This is a genomic window from Campylobacter devanensis (assembly GCF_002139915.1).
GTDB lineage: Bacteria > Campylobacterota > Campylobacteria > Campylobacterales > Campylobacteraceae > Campylobacter > Campylobacter devanensis.
Genome location: NZ_CP018788.1, coordinates 486,619 through 502,502 on the forward strand (window position 1 = coordinate 486,619; position 15,884 = coordinate 502,502).

Here is a 15,884-nt window from a genome sequence, read left to right on the forward strand (position 1 = left end):
CCTAGTCATATCCGCTCCAACCAAAGCAAACACTAGTAAATAATATAATAGCTAAAATTTTGTTCATATTTTCTCCTTGTTATTAAAATTAAGAATAATTTACCCCACCATCTATACTTAAAAAATACTTAATAGGGATATATAAATTTTACATAATAAGAGAGAATTGCCTATTATAATTAACTCTTAAATTTTTTAATTTAATATTTTTTTGGATATATTTCCACTATTATATGAACTAGCTCTTCGTGCTTTGATAGCTCTTTTTTGATAAGATTTATATCAATTGGATTAATGGAATTTAAAGAGATTATACAAGTGTATTTGTCATTTGCTACTTTTAGAAGGTGTAGATCTTTGATTTCTATATCACTTCTAAATAGGCGTAAAATATCTACCACTTCGCTAACTATTGGCTCATTCATATTAGCATCAAGTAGTATTTTGCCCGATTGTCTTAATAGCCCTATAGCCCACACTAATACCAAAATAGCACCAATAATCCCCATAAGTGGATCTAAAAAATCAGCTCCAAAAAGCAGCCCAAATCCCAAAGCCACAATAGCCAAAATAGAAGTAAGCGCATCAGTAAGGACATGTATATAAGCAGCTTTTAAATTCAGATCATCGTGATGATGATGGTTATGATGATGATCGTGGCTAGACCTTAATAACCAAGCACAGATTAAATTCACCATAAGTCCGATAATAGCTATCAAAATTGCCTCTTTATATGCTATGGATTCTGGATTTATAAACTTTAAAATAGAGTGATAAATCATCAAAAACGCAATCACTAAAAGCGACAAGGCACTAGTGTAACTAGCTAGAATTTCCATCTTATAAGTACCAAAACTAAATCTAGCATCGCTTTTATATCTATTTGACATAATATAAGCAAAATACGCTAGTCCAAGTGCTAATGCGTGAGAGCTCATATGCCAACCATCGGCTAGTAATGCCATAGAGTTAAAGTATATACCGCCTATAATTTCAGCTATCATCATAGATATTGTGATTATCATCGCATATAGCGTGTTTTTCTTGGCGGTAAGATTAGCTGAGTGAAAATTGTGATTATGTGAAAAATTTAAAATATTATTACTCATATTAAACCCTTTTTAAAAAATATTATGATACTATACCCCAGTATAACTTATAAAAAGATAAAGGAAAATTATGGCTCACATAGTAGCAAATAAAGATAAGCTTCTTTTGCGTATTAAAAAGATAAAAGGGCAAATTTCAGCCTTAGAAAAGGCCTTAGAAGATGAGAAAGATTGCTTTAAAGTACTTCAGCAAATTAGTGCCGCAAGAGGTGCTATCACATCTTTGATGGCAGAAGTCTTGGATGGGCATATCAAAGAGCATCTTGGAAATAGCGTTAGCCAAGAGCAAAGAGAACAAGAGATAGCAAATTTAACTTCGCTTTTAAAGAGTTTTTTTAAATAATTTTTAAAGGGTAAAATAGTCTATTTCACCCTTTAAATTCTTTTATATCATTTTAGCTTTGGCTTTTAAAATCTCTTTATATAGCTCTCTAAGCTTAGTTGTATATTCTCCGATTTTGCCGCCATTTATCGCCTTACCATCGGCTTTAATGACTGGCAATAATATTATAGTCGCAGCACTTATGAAGCACTCATCTGCGTTATAAACTTCATCCATGTGTATTTGTAAGCCAATTTACTTAGCCAAAGAGTATTTTTCTATAAGTTTTTTGTTTAATTTTTCTAAGACATCTTTTAATTTTTCCAAATCATTACGGATTTCACTAATAAATTTTTCTTCATTGCTTAAATAATCCAAAATCAAATCATCAGCATTGCTAAATTTTTTATAATACCATGCCCACCAATCGCTGCTCTTCCAACTTTTATCTGTACAATAATCACTTTCTTTTACAATATCTTGAAAACAATCATTATCCAATCTATTCTTTACTTGATTACTGCGTACTAGACCAAAAGATATATTATTATATCCGTTTTGTGATTCTATGCAATAATAAATATAATTGCCATCGTGGTTTTTTCCATTATATTCATTTAATTTTGCAGAAAAAAATGTAGTATTCTTTGCTATTTCTGTTATTTTGTGAGATTCTATTGTCCAATCATTTGTCTTTATTGTTGCTTGTAAAGTGTCAGAAACTTTGCTAAACAATTCATTTAATAAATTTATTTTTGCTTTTTCAAAATTATCGTATATTGCAGCACAAAGCTTATAATTTTTTTTGATTTGTTCTATTATTAAGGTATTTTCCATTTTTTCTCCTTGATTTGTTAATTTTTTTACTGCTTTTTCGTATTGTGATATTAGCACATTTAAATCGGTTAAATTTATAATTTCAGCTTTTATCGCATTTAACCACTTTAAAATTTCATTTTCATATGAAATATGCCTAAAAGCTACTTGATTTTGCCCTAGTTTTAAATAGTCTTTGCCTACTTCATCAATTCCACCTAACTTTTCAATTACATAATCAAAAGGTGTAAGATATAAAACCAAAATTCTTTCATAAATTTCGCTTAATTCATCTTTGTTTTGTTCGTCTATAATAGTTTTTATATATCTTGCGACTTGTTCATTGTGGTCGCCAGTCCAGCGTTTATTTTCTATTATTATGTGTTTATTGCCATCGGTTATATAAATATCTATGTTTTTATACTCTCTATACACTTGCGAGTTTAAGGCATCAAGCCCAAAATCATCTATACCACACACTTCTATAAATTTATTTAAAAACAAATCATCTTGATAATGTAAGCCCTTAGGGTCAAGTAAAGATGCTATAAACTTTGAATGTTTAACTTCTTTTGCTTCAAGCACATCAAAAACATTATAATCATGAATTCCACGAGCCCTACGCTCTTTTACCTTGTTTTCATATTCTTTATAAGCTTTTTCAAACTCATCAAAAAACTTTTGATATTGTTCTTGTGTGAATTCAGTCATTTTAACTCCTAAAAAAATATTTGTAATTTTACCATAATTTTAAAAAATATAACAACCAAAAGCGTTCGTATTTTTGTATTATAATTACAAAACCAAAAAATAAAAAAATGAGTAAATACTCACCAAAAACAAAATATGAGCTAATAGAGCTTGTAAATAATATAAATTTGATTTTAAGCTATATAAATACTAGCAGTGTAACTGATATGAGTAGTATGTTTTATGGTTGCAAAATCAATGATGAGAATAAGCCTAAATTTACTAATGAGATACCATTTTAAAGCTACTTGCTTTAGTTTATTTATTAAAGCTTAGCAAAGGCTATAGTATTAGCTTTGCTAGGCTTGAGTGATTTAAATCTTTATCATATCTTTATAATTAGAAATTGGCAATTGCGCTATTTATCAACTTATATTAGCCTCTAGTTTTAAAGCCCTTTTATATAGCTCTCTAAGTTTAGTTGTATATTCTCCGATTTTGCCGCCATTTATGGCCTTACCATCGGCTTTTATCACAGGCAATAATATTATAGTCGCAGCACTGATAAAGCACTCATCTGCGTTATAGACTTCATCCATGCTAAATTTACGCTCTTGTATTTGTAAGCCAATTTGCTTAGCTAAGTTTAATAGTCTATTGCGTCTAATTCCTGGCAAAATTTCATTAGATAGTGGTTTGGTAATAAGTGTGCCATCTTTTATGATAAAAGCACTGCTACTTCCAGCTTCAGTAACATAGCCATCTTCGACCATAAAGCACTCATCGGCTCCGGCTATAGTAGCTTGATTTTTGGCGTAGCATTGACCTAATAAGGATATGGACTTGATATCTCGTCGCTTCCACCTTATATCAGGTGTTGAGATGATGGTAATACCGCTTTTTGCTGCTGGATGCTCTAGCACACTATCACTAAAAGCAAAGGCCATAATCGTTGGTTTAACCCCTTTTACAAAGCTAAAATCTCTTGGTGCTACACCACGGGTGATTTGGATATATAAGCCGCCTTCTTTAAGTGAGTTTATCTCTATTAGATTGTTTAATATACTCTCAAATTCATCATTTGTATAGGGTAAATTTAAGCTAATCTCATTTAAGCTTCTTTGAAATCTATCCCAAAATCCATCTTTTTCTACTATAATTGAGTTTATCACCGGCACAACCTCATAAATCCCATCCCCAAATATAAATCCACGATCAAATATGCTTATTTTTGCACTATCTTTATCTACAAATTCACCATTTAAAAAGACCTTTTGCATAGATATCAATGCTGCCATTTTGGCTCCTTTTTTAAATTTGAGCTATTTTATCAGATTTTGACTAATTTTTAGATATAATAACCTACCAAAAATTATTTAAAAAGTATGAAAATGATAGAGAAAATTAAGCAATTTATGTTTAAAAATTTATTTGTAGTGTCTAAGCAACCGGTGCTTTTTCGTGATCTTTTAGAGGCGAATTGTCTGTATAATGAGGGCATGCTAATTGATCCTGCTAAGTTAAATTTCCGTTATAGAAATCGCAGATTTTATGCTATTTATGCTCTGCTTTGCTTTATTGTTTTGACGCTTTTTGTCTGGATACTTCATATTTTGTTTAGTAAATTTGAGGCTGATTTACATGTCTCGGTGATTATAACTGTGTTTTTGACTGCTTGTGTGTTTATCGGGTTTGATTATTTTAGAGTTTGGACTAGGAGACTCATTAGCCTTGAGCTGATTCGTGCGGCTTGGAGGGTTCATTTTCCATATTTTCCATATGAGAAATACTCTCAAAAAATTGAGATAATCTACAATGAGGCTATAAAGCTTGAAATTCCACGCAAAGATTTAGAAAAATATGTCTTAGATAGATTAGTTCATGGCATATCATCTGATAAGTAGATCGCTTTGAGCAATTATCCTATCTTGTCTTTTGGCAATCTCTAAGAGTAGAAATTTAATCTTTATATCTTGACTTAAAATTCTATCTTCCATATTATCATAAAAATAGTATGGGAGTTTATTTACTCTTTTTTCTATCATTTCAAATCTAGTTGAGATCATGTTTATATCTGAATTTAGCGCATCTTTGGTAGTAATTAGTTTATTTGATTGTTTGAGTGAATCGGTATAAACTTTAAGATTACTAAGTAGCGAGCTAATATCATGAAGATTTTTATAAATTTATAGATATCTTTTAAAATTGCAAAAATTCCAAGTATAATATATAATAAGAAGTAGTAAATTTTAATTTTTGTGAGTGTGTTCTAGTTACAACTGCTGAAGTAGCTTATGTTAGCGTAGATGAAAAAGATAATAAAAAATTAATAGATAAAGATTTAAAAAGATTACATGGATTTTAAGAGTATTATGCCTCGTTTGAGGCATAATAGCTATTTTTTACAACTTTTTTTGCCTATTAGTGAGTATAATGGGCAATATCCATATACTGCAGTAAGCAAAGGAACAAGTCCGATTAACCACCACCAGCATTGGCATACAAATCCAAATACAAAAAATATTATAGCTGCTATTATTAGTCTTATAGTTTTATCTAAGTTACTCATATTATATCCTTTTTTTATTTTTAAGCTTTAGCATGTATCATGGCTTGCATAACCATAGGCTTCATTAAATATACCTTAACAGCCCAGTTTAGCCAACTTTCTCTTGTAGAACCCATACATTCTAATGTCGGTGCGGCTCCTTTATAATTAAACTCAACCATAACAGCCTTACCATATCTAGTAAGTAGCGGACAAGCTGTATAGCCATCGAATTTAGCCTCTAAAGGTTTATTTTTTAAGTGAGATAATATATTTGCACCTATAACTGGATATTGTTTGCGTATACTTGCTCCTGTTTTGCCTTTTGGTACTCCAGCGCAATCTCCTAGTGCAAATATATTTGGATATTTTTTGTGTTGTAATGTATATTGATCAACATCAACCCAATTGCCAGCTACATCGCCTTTGCTTGTGTTTAAACCAGCTTGAGTTATAAAATCAGCACTTTTCATTCTAGGCACTACAAATAGATAATCATATGGTATTTCTACTCTCTCTTTTGCTATTTTTTGTATTGAGTCTTGAGTATAAGGCATTAGTTTGTCAAATTTAGCTATTTGATTTATGGTATCAACTTCTACTAAAAGGTGGCGTGTTTTATACTCCATATCTCTTTGTATATACATTTGTTCAATCATCTTAGCGTGTAATGGGCTTGAGAGCATATTTGCACTACCTGTACATAGTATAGTTTTTAAAGATTTTTGGTTATTTTTTTGACCTAAATCATTTAATAGCATATTTACCTTTTTATTTGCTCCACCGCATTTTGATGGTGTATTTGGCTCGGCAAATAGAGCATTACCACCATTTTTAACCAATTCTTGAATAAATTTATTTGATTTTGTTGCTCCATTTGGAGTATATATACTAGTAATTTTAGAGTTAGGATCTTCTATAATATCAGCATTTAAACCTTTTACACTTTGAAAATCATAATACACCCCAGTAGAGATTATTAAATAATCATATTTATAGATATTGCCATCATTTGTTGTAAGTGAATTATTGTTTGGATCTACACTTTGTACATTTTGTTTTACCCATTTTACTTTTTCATTTATTAGATCTGCTTTATCATATTTTGTATCTTTGGTAGTATAAACACCAGCAGCAATTAGCGTAAATCCAGGCTCATAATGCATTGTTTGATTTGCATCATATAAGGTAACATTTGCTTTTGGCATTATATCTATTAGATGAGCACTCATTGTGATACCGCCAAGTCCAGCTCCTATGATAGCTATATTTGGAGATAAATCACTTGCAGCTTTGGCTTGTGTAGGTATAGTAACAGAAGTAGCTGCTAAGGCAGAACCTAAGGTAAATATTTTTAGAGCGTCTCTGCGGGATTTTTGAATTTCATTCATAATATATCCTTTATTAGGGAATAGATATTATGATTATATATAGATTTTCTATTTTTATCAGTGATAAAGTCACAAAAGATTATAAATTTAAAATAATTATTTTCCCACGCTCTAATTTTATTAGATTCTCTTTTTCTATATCTTTTAAAATTCTTGATACCACCTCTCTTGCAGTACCTAAATGGCTAGCAAGTATTTCGTGGGTAATTTGAATTTGATTATTTGTAGCATTTTGTTTAAGAAAATCAATAATCCTTTGTGTAATTGGCGTAAATAGAGCTTGTGTCATAACTTTAATAGCGCTAGCTAATCTTATGGATAAAAGCTCTACTACAAAAGATGCTATTGATGGGTATTTATCTTTTAATACTGAAAAGTAACTAGAGTGTAATAATAGTATTTTTGTATCTTTATTGGCTTGTAAATTTAATTCAAGTTGCAAATTATCAGTCATACAATTAGCACAAAGAATGCATTCATCTCCAGAGTTAAGATTAAATACTGTTATTTCTTTTCCTGTTGTAGATATTGCATATGCTCTTAAATTCCCTTTTAATACATATATAAAACCTTGACAGCTATTTTTATCGACTATTACATCATCACCTTTTTTAAATTCCATTATTTTAACATTTGAACTAACGGTATCTAAATCTTCTTTAGACAAATTAAATTTTTTAAATTTATCTATAAATTGCTCTATATCTTTTTTCATTTGGTAACTTTATCACTGAAAATTTGCATTATTATAGCTATAATTCTTTAAAAATATATAAGGATATAAGAAGATGAATAGGCGTAATTTTTTAAAATTTACCCTTATAACTAGTGCTACACCACTTTTAGCTGATCAAGAAATATCAAGGCAGAATTCTCAGATGATGAGTATAATAGATCTTGATTTATGTGATGGGTGCGAAGGTTTTGAAGTACCAAAATGTATAAGTGCTTGCAAAACACATAATAAAGATAAATTCCCAGATCCTAAAAAGCCTATAATGAATTATTGGCCTCAAAAAAAATATGAAGATTATAGTGATAAAAAAGATATTATAGATAGATTAACCCCATATAATTGGACATATGTTCAAAAGATAGAGATAAATGGTAAAAAGATAAATATACCAAGACGCTGTATGCATTGCGATAACCCTCCATGCCAAAAATTATGCCCTTTTGGCGTTATAAGCAAAGATAAATATGGAGCTGTAGATATTGATAAGGATTTTTGTTTTGGCGGTGCTAAATGTAGAGATGCTTGTCCGTGGCAGATACCGCAGCGTCAAGCTGGTGTTGGATTATATTTAAATATAGCGCCAAAATTAGCAGGTGGCGGTGTAATGTATAAATGCGATATGTGTAAAGATCTGCTAAATAAAGGCGATAAGCCAGCATGTCAAAATCAATGTCCAAAAAAAGCTATAAAATTTGCTCCAAAAAATGAGATAATGAGTATAGTAAATAAAGAAAACAGGCATATATATGGATTAAAAGAAAATGGTGGAACATCTACAATATACTTAAGTAGTGTAGATTTTGAATCTATAAATGAAGCAATAACAAAAAAATATGAAAATTTAACAAATAAAATAGGCAGACCTCATATGGCTAGAGTAGATAGTCCATTACAAAAGAGCGAAAATTTAGCTATGGCTGCAATGATTACTCCACTAGCTGCAATAGGTGCTGCAACTATATCTGCTATAAAATGTAATAAAAAGGATAAATAATGAAAATATATAGACAGAGTTTGCAAAATCGTATCATACATTGGGGAGTTGCTATATCTACTTTTGGACTTATTTTAACTGGTATATTTCAAATGCCAGTGGCTAAAAGATATGGCGTAGCAAATATATGGGAATGGAGTGGCGAGTATTTTGAAGGTCTAGTATTGCATTATATCTTTGCTATAGGGCTTATATTTTTTGGAGTTTATCATATAGTTTATCATAGTTTAAAAAAAGAGTTTGATATCATACCTAAAAAAGGCGATATAAAAAATAGTTATTTAGTTATAAAATCTATGATAACAAAAGATCAAGAACCACCAAACCAAAAATATCTACCAGAACAACGCTTAGCATATATAGCAATTGCTTTTACGCTTTTTATACTAGTATTTACAGGATTAATAAAAACATATAAGAATTTATTAGGATTTGATATAGCAAATTGGGCATATTTTTGGGCGGCACAATTGCATAATTTGGGTATGATACTTATCATAATATTAATTATTGCCCATTTAGCAGCCTTTATACCTAAAATTAATCGCTTTTTGCTTATATCAATGTTTAGTGGCAAGGTAGATGCAAAATATACATTAAAGCGTCATCAATTGTGGAAAGAGGGTATAAAAGAGGCTAATAAAATATTAAAAAATGGCAAGGATAAAAAATGAGTAGAATAAGCAATTTTCCTATTATGTTTTTTGCTATTATAATGGGATTTGGTGGGTTTAGTATGGCTATAAGAAAAGTCAGTGTAGTATTTGAAATTAATAGTTTATATTTTGATATATTTAAAATTATTACATCTGTTATTTTTTTATTGGTTGTATTGTTATATGCTATTAAAATATTTATAAATATAGATGAGGTAAAAAGTGAATTTAATCATCAAATAAGATTAAATTTCTTTGGTGCGATACCTATATCTTTTTTAATTTTAGCCAATCTATGGCAAAAAAGTATTGTATATGAGTGGTTATTTTATAGTGGTTTAATATTGCAAACCTATATAACTTTTAGGGTTATTGCATTTTGGATTAATAAGAATTTAGAGATCAAGCACTCCAATCCAGCTTGGTTTATACCAGTAGTAGGTAATTTAATAGTTGTTATATCATCAGATAAAAACTATGAATGGTTATGGTATTATTTTAGCATAGGGGTATTTTTTTGGATTATTTTATTTTCTATAATGTTTTATAGAATATTATTTCATGAGCAGCTAGCGCAAAAATTTATGCCTACACTATTTATTATGATAGCTCCTCCAGCTGTTGGGTTTTTGGGATATTATAAGCTTGTAGGATTTGATGTTGCTGCTAATATTATGCTTAATCTTACTATATTTTTTAGTTTTATGGTGATTTATATGTATAAAAATTTTTTAAAACTTAAATTTTTCTTATCATGGTGGGCGTTTATTTTTCCTAGTGCTGCAGCTTCTATAGCGATTTTAGAGGGTTATAATATTAATAACAACATAGCTTTTCTCTATATAGGAATGACTATTTTTATCTTGCTTTGCGTGATGGTTACATATGTATCTTATCATACTGTAAAAAATATTATAGCAAAAAATATATGCGTAATGGAATGATTAAAGAATTTTAAAGTATAATTAGCACTTTTTAATCAAAATTTCAAAAGGTATATAGTGTTTGAACTTATTGGCGAATCATTAAAATCAGCTGTAAATAAACTTAAATTTGTTGATGATGAAAAGGCTTTAAAAACGCATTAGAAACACTTAAAAAGTCGCTTTTAAAGGCTGATGTCTATCACAAGGTAACAAAAGAGTATGAAGTCTCACGCAAAGATTTAGAAAAATATGTCTTAGATAGATTAGTTCATGGCATATCATCTGATAAGTAGATCGCTTTGAGCAATTATCCTATCTTGTCTTTTGGCAATCTCTAAGAGTAGAAATTTAATCTTTATATCTTGACTTAAAATTCTATCTTCCATATTATCATAAAAATAGTATGGGAGTTTATTTACTCTTTTTTCTATCATTTCAAATCTAGTTGAGATCATGTTTATATCTGAATTTAGAGCATCTTTGGTAGTAATTAGTTTATTTGATTGTTTGAGTGAATCGGTATAAACTTTAAGATTACTAAGTAGCGAGCTAATATCATGAAGATTTTTATAAATTTCAAGATATCGCTTTAACTCTTTGTTTCTATCGCTTTGGGTAATTGTGTTGTGATAATTGGTAAGGCTATTTGATATCGCATTTTGCTCTATTGAAAATTTGCCTTCGATAACGCTATTACTAAGATTTTTAAATTTAGGTAAAAGATTGATATAGCTATTACTAAGCTTGATCTCATTAGTGTGGCGAAATAGTATAAATGCTGCGACAAATGATAGGATAAATCCAATTAAAATATCGATAATTCTAATATATACTACGCTTATTGCATTACCTAAAATAAGAGAATATACCATAGCAAATGCACACATAAAAGCTGCCATAGCATAGGTTGGTGGGAAGTTTTTAAAATAAAAGGCTAGAAAAATACAAACTACACAAAATAGAGCAAATAGATTCTCATTTACTACTATATGAATTAAAACAAATGCTAATGTAATGCCAATTAATGCACCTTTTATATTGGCAATTCCAGTAATTTTAGTCATATATGAGCTATCTTTGCTCATGCTTATTACACCAATTGCGATCCAAACTCCATTATGTACATAACCAAAACTAGCGATGATAATAGCAATGCTTACACCAATAGCTAAGCGTAAGGAGTTTTGTACTATTGGATTATGTAAAGTTATATCTTTTATTGCCTTTTTTAGACTCTTTTTTTCTTTAAATTCAAGAGCAATTTTATCTTCACCGCCATCTTTTATTAGTTCAAATTTGGAGTATAAAACCTCTAAAGATGCCTTAAAAATCTCATAATCACTTTGCCTGGCTAATTTAAGAGCATCTATTTTTAATATGCTATTTTTATCTATAAATATATTTTTTAATTGAATTAAATTGTTTGTAATTTCGCTATTTAGAGCGTTTAATAAATTTGGATTTTTTATAGATTTAAAATACCTTTGCATAGCAACAAGTAGATGATAAATATCTTCTAATTTATATAGATAAAAAATTGCCCGTGAGTGGTGAATGATTAGGCGAGCATCTTTTATAGTGGAGCTTTTATGGGTAAATACTTTTTTAATTTCGTTGATATGCTCATCGCATTGTTTAGCTAAATTTAAAAATTCCTTATCACTAATATTTTGGCTCATATTAATTAAATCATCAAGCACCATTGTGCAAGATTTTTTAGTAAATTTACCATATGTGCCAAAGCGTGTAAGCCTAAAAGCAATAGCAATTATACTCCCAGCTATAAAGCTTTCTAAAGAGTCTGCAAGATTCCAGCTAGATTGGTTTGAAGCAATGATAGTAAGAAGCCCAGTAGCATTTACAATTGTAAGTATTTTATTTAAATTTTGATTAAAAAGAGTGCTAAATCCTACAAATATCATCCAAATTAGCGTAAAAAAGCAAAATAGCCAGCTAAATTTAAAAATAGTACTTACAAATAAAATTGCAAAAATTCCAAGTATAATATATAATAAGAAGTAGTAAATTTTAATTTTTGTGCTACCATCAAGAGAAGCTAAAAAAAATATTATCATAGATGAATTTGCAGCATATACCATTCCTAAAAATCCACCAAAAAAATTCCCCGCAAAGCCACAGATTAAGATTGATATAGTTGCCTTAATTGAGTAATTTAGCGCAAACCACGATGGGTCGTAGTGGTTTAGAAATTTAACCACTTTTTGCATTAGTCGCTCATATTATCTATAATTTGATTTTTATATCTTATAAATTCCAAATCTCTTTTTAGTAGTCTATGTTCTTCTTTTAGTACATTTAGCTTGCTTTTTAGTTCGGCAATATCTTTGCTAGTATAGTAAATTTCATTACTAAAATATACTTTTGGTAGAGTAATTATAAGAATAATAAATAAAATTATATATCCAATAATTAATCTCTTAAAGCTTAAATTCTCTTCATTTTTAACTCTACGAGTGTTGCTTTGGAGTAGGTTTTCTTTATCAGTCATCTTTGCCTCTTGATATCAAAGATTCTCATTTTTGAACATGCTGACCTTGAGTTTGCTTTTATCTCTTGAGCACTTGGCGTGATTGGCTTTTTGGTGATAATTTTGCCAATAGAATGGTTATTGCCACACTCGCAGCGCATAGCCTCAGATGGACATATACAACTTGATTGCCAAGATTTAAATTTATCTTTTATTATTCTATCTTCAAGTGAGTGAAAGCTTATTATTGCTACTCTTGCGTGATTTATGGCTGAGTTTTGGATCGAATTTAATAACTCTTTTAGCACATCTAGTTCTTTATTTACCTCTATTCTAATTGCTTGAAATGCTAAAGTAGCTATACTTACAGATCGGTTTTGTAAATTTGAATTGCCAATGATTTGGACTAGTTCTTTAGCTGAGCTTATTTCTTTATTTTGCCTAGCAATAATAATTTTATTAGCTATACTCTTAGCATTTGGTAGCTCGCCATATTCATAAAATATCTTTTCAAGTTGAGATTGACTATAATTATTTACTATAGTTTTTGCATCAAGCTGATTTGAGCTATCCATTCTCATATCAAGAATATCGCTTTTAAGGGCAAATCCACGTTCATTTAAATCTAATTGAAGTGAGCTAACGCCGATATCAGCTAGAATAGCTCTTATATTTTCTTGTGGAATTTTTTGTAAAATTTGGCTAAAGTTGCTTTTGTAGATTTGAATTCTATCTGTGTAATTTTTAAATTTATTCGTGCAATAAGAGATCGCCATATCATCTTGGTCACAGGCTATTATTTTGATATTTGGCAAGGTATCAAGCAAAGCCTTTGAGTGACCACCATAGCCTAGCGTGCAATCTAATATAACACCATCATTAATATCTCTAAAAGCTTCAACAACTTCGTTAAGTAAAACAGGAATATGGATAGAATTCAAAAGTTTGCCTTTAATAAATTTAGCAAAAATTTTATCATAAATTTAATGAATAGAGCCTTATAATTTGGTATAATGTTGTAATTTTTGTGCAAATTTTAGGAAGAGTTATGAATATAGAGTATTCAATCAGCGAGATTAAAAAAATCTCAGCATCGATGTTTAAAAAGAATTTTCTAGGTATTTTTCACGGCTCAATATCGGCAAGAATTGAGCATAATCAATTTGTTATCAATAAAAAAGATGCGATTTTTGATGGACTAAATGATAATGATTTGACACTTTTATATTCTAAAAAAGATTATAGATGGAATGATGCAAGCATAGATGCTGATATCCATCTAAATATCTACAAAAATATAGCTGAGGCAAAATACGTCTGCTATTCAATGCCACCATTTATTACTGCTTATAGCATAAATCATTCATTTTTGGAGCCAAAAGATTATTTTGGCTATATGAAATTTGGTAATATTTTTATTTATGATCCAAAAAGATTTGATGATTGGTATGAAAGAGCGCCATCAGAAATTTATCGCTATATGATAGAAAAGCGTACAAATATCGTAGTTATCAAAGGTTATGGAGTTTATCTTTATGAAAGAACTGCACATGATTTGGCTAAATCAATAGCGCTTTTAGAAAATAGCTGCAAACTATTAAATTTTTCAAATGGATTTGCAAGTTGATTTTTGGATAAATTAACTTTAAGAAAAATTTGATTTTAATGTTGATTTTAAGGTAATTTAAAAGCAATTTTTGCTAAAATGAAGCCTTTAGAAAAAAGGTGATTTGATGATAACTTGGATGCAAAAACACAAAAAATATTTAGTTGTTACGATTTGGGTTAGCACTATAGCTTTTGTTGGTGCTGGATTTGTAGGTTGGGGTGCCTATGATATGAATACCAATCGTGCTAAATCAGTAGCTAAAGTCGGAAATAGAAATATTTCAATTGGCGAATTTCAACAAAAATATGGTACTATGTATGAGTATTATATCAATGCTTCTAATGGCAAATTTAGCAAAGAACAAGCCGAACAAATGGGACTTGATAAGATTGTATTGCAACGATTAATCCAAGATAATATTATGTTAAGTTATGCTGATGAGCTAGGGTTAAGCATCTCTGAGGAAGAGATAATTTTAGCTTTAATGAGTGATGCTAGTTTTTTGACTGATGGCAAATTTGATAAAACAAAATACGAAAGTGCATTAAAACAGGCTAGAATTTCACCAAAAGATTATGAACAAAATTTAGCTAATAGTTTGTTACTTAAGAAGCTTTTTAGTGCTATTAGAGTTGATGTTAGCGATAAAGATTTAGATATGTTAGCAGCTAGCTACTTTATGCAAGATAAGGTATCTGCACAGATTATTTCCCTAGATAGAAATAGTATAAAAGTTGATGATGTTGAGCTAAAATCAATCTGGGAAAAAAATAAAGATAAATATCTAACCCAGACAAAATACAATCTCAAAGGCAAATTCATCCCAAAAGTTGTAAGCGATGAGAATTTAACCTTATTACAAGAGTATTATGAAGAAAATAGAGCTCAGTATAGAGATGGATTTGATAAAATTTTAAGCTTTGAAGCGGCAAAAGAGCGTGTAAAAGATGATTACGATATGAGACAAACAAGGAAATTAGCTCTAAGCGAATATCTAAAAGCCAAAAAAGGTGAAGTGGAGCTTGAATTTGATCTAATTGCCTTAGATGATGATTATGAATTTGAAGCACAAGAGCTGAAAAATACTCAAATCGGCGAATATATAAAGCCAGTTAAATATAGAATGAACTATCAAGATGGATATCTGATATCAAGATTGGATTCTAAAGATTTGCCAAAGCCTATGAATTATGAAGAGGCTAGAGAGTTAATAATAGATGAGTATATAGATAATAAACTAAAAGATAGCCTAGAGATTAAGGCCAAGAGAGCTTTAGATAATTTTAGTGGTAAAGATATTGGATTTGTATCTAGGGATTCTATGCCGCAGATTGATGGATTAAATGAAAATGAAGTGAGTGAGTTTATAAATTCAATCTTTGCAAGAAATGTAAAAGATGGCTATATAATTGTAGGCAATAAAGCTATAATATATAAGATCACAGATCAAAAATTAGCAAATGCTAATGATATATCGCAATATGAAAATTTATTAAGCAATAGTGCTTATAATATTAAAAATGAACAGCTAATAGATGATTTACTCTCATCACTTCAGCATAGATATAAGATAGAACAATATTACAAAGGTCAGTAGTC

General features: G+C 29.6%; 18 protein-coding genes and 2 pseudogenes. 9 read left to right on the forward strand and 11 right to left on the reverse strand.

Going from position 1 to position 15,884, the window contains the following annotated elements; all coding sequences use genetic code 11:
• Positions 1-200 precede the first annotated feature (200 nt).
• Positions 201-1,109 (reverse strand): CDF family Co(II)/Ni(II) efflux transporter DmeF, encoded by a 909-nt coding sequence (dmeF, locus tag CIGN_RS02460; RefSeq protein ID WP_086302118.1) that lies wholly within the window; start codon positions 1,107-1,109, stop codon positions 201-203.
• Positions 1,110-1,179: 70 nt separating this feature from the next.
• Between dmeF and CIGN_RS02465 the strand changes: the two genes are divergently transcribed.
• Positions 1,180-1,452 (forward strand): metal/formaldehyde-sensitive transcriptional repressor, encoded by a 273-nt coding sequence (locus CIGN_RS02465; protein ID WP_086224842.1) that lies wholly within the window; start codon positions 1,180-1,182, stop codon positions 1,450-1,452.
• A 42-nt stretch (positions 1,453-1,494) separates the two neighbouring features.
• Here CIGN_RS02465 and CIGN_RS02470 read toward each other — a convergent pair.
• Together CIGN_RS02470 and CIGN_RS08505 are read right to left on the reverse strand one after the other, a co-directional pair.
• Positions 1,495-1,668 (reverse strand): annotated as a pseudogene (locus tag CIGN_RS02470) (D-amino acid aminotransferase); the annotation flags it as partial.
• Positions 1,669-1,686: 18 nt separating this feature from the next.
• The gene (locus CIGN_RS08505; protein WP_086302119.1) at positions 1,687-2,958 is read right to left on the reverse strand and encodes a PDDEXK-like family protein; all 1,272 of its coding nucleotides are present in this window, start codon (positions 2,956-2,958) and stop codon (positions 1,687-1,689) included.
• Between the two features lie 107 nt (positions 2,959-3,065).
• On the opposite strand from CIGN_RS08505, the gene CIGN_RS08165 reads away from it, so the two are divergent.
• Positions 3,066-3,239: a BspA family leucine-rich repeat surface protein gene (locus CIGN_RS08165; RefSeq protein ID WP_181892518.1), complete on the forward strand. Its 174-nt coding sequence runs from the start codon at positions 3,066-3,068 to the stop codon at positions 3,237-3,239.
• A 123-nt stretch (positions 3,240-3,362) separates the two neighbouring features.
• On the opposite strand, the gene CIGN_RS02480 is transcribed toward CIGN_RS08165, so the two are convergent.
• Entirely contained in the window at positions 3,363-4,235 is an 873-nt protein-coding gene (locus CIGN_RS02480; protein ID WP_086302120.1) for a D-amino acid aminotransferase, read from the reverse strand.
• Positions 4,236-4,328: 93 nt separating this feature from the next.
• Here CIGN_RS02480 and CIGN_RS02485 point away from each other — a divergent pair, with 93 nt between their 5' ends.
• Positions 4,329-4,841 carry a hypothetical protein gene (locus tag CIGN_RS02485; protein WP_086302121.1) on the forward strand — a complete coding sequence of 171 codons (513 nt, stop codon included), beginning with the start codon at positions 4,329-4,331 and terminating at the stop codon, positions 4,839-4,841.
• On the opposite strand, the gene CIGN_RS08170 is transcribed toward CIGN_RS02485, so the two are convergent.
• From CIGN_RS08170 to CIGN_RS02500, 4 genes are all read right to left on the reverse strand, one after another.
• Entirely contained in the window at positions 4,827-5,003 is a 177-nt protein-coding gene (locus tag CIGN_RS08170) for a hypothetical protein (protein ID WP_181892519.1), read from the reverse strand. The two genes, CIGN_RS02485 and CIGN_RS08170, sit on opposite strands and share 15 nt — an antisense overlap.
• Positions 5,004-5,332: 329 nt before the next feature.
• On the reverse strand, positions 5,333-5,506 hold the full coding sequence (locus CIGN_RS02490) for a YgaP family membrane protein (protein WP_086224838.1): 174 nt from the start codon (positions 5,504-5,506) through the stop codon (positions 5,333-5,335).
• 20 nt (positions 5,507-5,526) lie between these two features.
• Complete coding sequence (locus CIGN_RS02495; protein WP_086302122.1) at positions 5,527-6,876, reverse strand: NAD(P)/FAD-dependent oxidoreductase; 1,350 nt, start codon at positions 6,874-6,876, stop codon at positions 5,527-5,529.
• A 79-nt stretch (positions 6,877-6,955) separates the two neighbouring features.
• Positions 6,956-7,591 carry a Crp/Fnr family transcriptional regulator gene (locus CIGN_RS02500; RefSeq protein WP_086224836.1) on the reverse strand — a complete coding sequence of 212 codons (636 nt, stop codon included), beginning with the start codon at positions 7,589-7,591 and terminating at the stop codon, positions 6,956-6,958.
• Positions 7,592-7,664: 73 nt separating this feature from the next.
• Between CIGN_RS02500 and CIGN_RS02505 the strand changes: the two genes are divergently transcribed.
• The 4 genes and pseudogenes from CIGN_RS02505 to CIGN_RS08115 all read left to right on the forward strand — a co-directional run.
• A complete protein-coding gene (locus CIGN_RS02505) occupies positions 7,665-8,606 on the forward strand; it encodes a 4Fe-4S dicluster domain-containing protein (protein WP_086302123.1) in 942 nt (313 codons plus the stop codon).
• The gene (locus tag CIGN_RS02510) at positions 8,606-9,280 is read left to right on the forward strand and encodes a cytochrome b/b6 domain-containing protein (protein WP_086226302.1); all 675 of its coding nucleotides are present in this window, start codon (positions 8,606-8,608) and stop codon (positions 9,278-9,280) included. Before CIGN_RS02505 ends, CIGN_RS02510 begins: the two co-directional genes overlap by 1 nt.
• Positions 9,277-10,206 (forward strand): SLAC1 anion channel family protein, encoded by a 930-nt coding sequence (locus tag CIGN_RS02515; protein WP_086229184.1) that lies wholly within the window; start codon positions 9,277-9,279, stop codon positions 10,204-10,206. Before CIGN_RS02510 ends, CIGN_RS02515 begins: the two co-directional genes overlap by 4 nt.
• A 57-nt stretch (positions 10,207-10,263) precedes the next feature.
• Positions 10,264-10,406: pseudogene (locus CIGN_RS08115) on the forward strand (signal recognition particle receptor subunit alpha); the annotation flags it as partial.
• Positions 10,407-10,466: 60 nt separating this feature from the next.
• On the opposite strand, the gene CIGN_RS02520 reads toward CIGN_RS08115, so the two are convergent.
• The 3 genes from CIGN_RS02520 to rsmH are packed head-to-tail and all read right to left on the reverse strand — an operon-like array spanning position 10,467 to position 13,617.
• Positions 10,467-12,416, reverse strand: a complete 1,950-nt coding sequence (locus tag CIGN_RS02520; RefSeq protein ID WP_086302124.1) for an FUSC family protein — start codon at positions 12,414-12,416, stop codon at positions 10,467-10,469.
• Positions 12,416-12,697, reverse strand: coding sequence for a hypothetical protein (locus CIGN_RS02525; protein ID WP_086302125.1), 282 nt, complete (start codon positions 12,695-12,697; stop codon positions 12,416-12,418). Before CIGN_RS02525 ends, CIGN_RS02520 begins: the two co-directional genes overlap by 1 nt.
• Positions 12,694-13,617, reverse strand: a complete 924-nt coding sequence (gene rsmH, locus CIGN_RS02530) for a 16S rRNA (cytosine(1402)-N(4))-methyltransferase RsmH (RefSeq protein WP_086226299.1) — start codon at positions 13,615-13,617, stop codon at positions 12,694-12,696. The genes CIGN_RS02525 and rsmH overlap by 4 nt, the downstream gene beginning before the upstream one ends.
• Before the next feature lie 107 nt (positions 13,618-13,724).
• Here rsmH and CIGN_RS02535 point away from each other — a divergent pair, with 107 nt between their 5' ends.
• Both CIGN_RS02535 and CIGN_RS02540 read left to right on the forward strand, forming a co-directional pair.
• On the forward strand, positions 13,725-14,303 hold the full coding sequence (locus CIGN_RS02535; RefSeq protein ID WP_086226298.1) for a class II aldolase and adducin N-terminal domain-containing protein: 579 nt from the start codon (positions 13,725-13,727) through the stop codon (positions 14,301-14,303).
• A 106-nt stretch (positions 14,304-14,409) separates the two neighbouring features.
• Positions 14,410-15,882 carry a peptidylprolyl isomerase gene (locus CIGN_RS02540; protein ID WP_086302126.1) on the forward strand — a complete coding sequence of 491 codons (1,473 nt, stop codon included), beginning with the start codon at positions 14,410-14,412 and terminating at the stop codon, positions 15,880-15,882.
• Positions 15,883-15,884: the final 2 nt, after the last annotated feature.

What these genes read in the sequence shown, in the direction of transcription:
- dmeF (WP_086302118.1), bottom strand. Translation starts at nt 1,109, where the DNA reads ATGAGTAATAATATTTTAAATTTTTCACATAATCACAATTTTCACTCA.
- CIGN_RS02465 (WP_086224842.1), top strand. Translation starts at nt 1,180, where the DNA reads ATGGCTCACATAGTAGCAAATAAAGATAAGCTTCTTTTGCGTATTAAA.
- CIGN_RS08505 (WP_086302119.1), bottom strand. Translation starts at nt 2,958, where the DNA reads ATGACTGAATTCACACAAGAACAATATCAAAAGTTTTTTGATGAGTTT.
- CIGN_RS08165 (WP_181892518.1), top strand. Translation starts at nt 3,066, where the DNA reads ATGAGTAAATACTCACCAAAAACAAAATATGAGCTAATAGAGCTTGTA.
- CIGN_RS02480 (WP_086302120.1), bottom strand. Translation starts at nt 4,235, where the DNA reads ATGGCAGCATTGATATCTATGCAAAAGGTCTTTTTAAATGGTGAATTT.
- CIGN_RS02485 (WP_086302121.1), top strand. Translation starts at nt 4,329, where the DNA reads ATGATAGAGAAAATTAAGCAATTTATGTTTAAAAATTTATTTGTAGTG.
- CIGN_RS08170 (WP_181892519.1), bottom strand. Translation starts at nt 5,003, where the DNA reads ATGATCTCAACTAGATTTGAAATGATAGAAAAAAGAGTAAATAAACTC.
- CIGN_RS02490 (WP_086224838.1), bottom strand. Translation starts at nt 5,506, where the DNA reads ATGAGTAACTTAGATAAAACTATAAGACTAATAATAGCAGCTATAATA.
- CIGN_RS02495 (WP_086302122.1), bottom strand. Translation starts at nt 6,876, where the DNA reads ATGAATGAAATTCAAAAATCCCGCAGAGACGCTCTAAAAATATTTACC.
- CIGN_RS02500 (WP_086224836.1), bottom strand. Translation starts at nt 7,591, where the DNA reads ATGAAAAAAGATATAGAGCAATTTATAGATAAATTTAAAAAATTTAAT.
- CIGN_RS02505 (WP_086302123.1), top strand. Translation starts at nt 7,665, where the DNA reads ATGAATAGGCGTAATTTTTTAAAATTTACCCTTATAACTAGTGCTACA.
- CIGN_RS02510 (WP_086226302.1), top strand. Translation starts at nt 8,606, where the DNA reads ATGAAAATATATAGACAGAGTTTGCAAAATCGTATCATACATTGGGGA.
- CIGN_RS02515 (WP_086229184.1), top strand. Translation starts at nt 9,277, where the DNA reads ATGAGTAGAATAAGCAATTTTCCTATTATGTTTTTTGCTATTATAATG.
- CIGN_RS02520 (WP_086302124.1), bottom strand. Translation starts at nt 12,416, where the DNA reads ATGCAAAAAGTGGTTAAATTTCTAAACCACTACGACCCATCGTGGTTT.
- CIGN_RS02525 (WP_086302125.1), bottom strand. Translation starts at nt 12,697, where the DNA reads ATGACTGATAAAGAAAACCTACTCCAAAGCAACACTCGTAGAGTTAAA.
- CIGN_RS02535 (WP_086226298.1), top strand. Translation starts at nt 13,725, where the DNA reads ATGAATATAGAGTATTCAATCAGCGAGATTAAAAAAATCTCAGCATCG.
- CIGN_RS02540 (WP_086302126.1), top strand. Translation starts at nt 14,410, where the DNA reads ATGATAACTTGGATGCAAAAACACAAAAAATATTTAGTTGTTACGATT.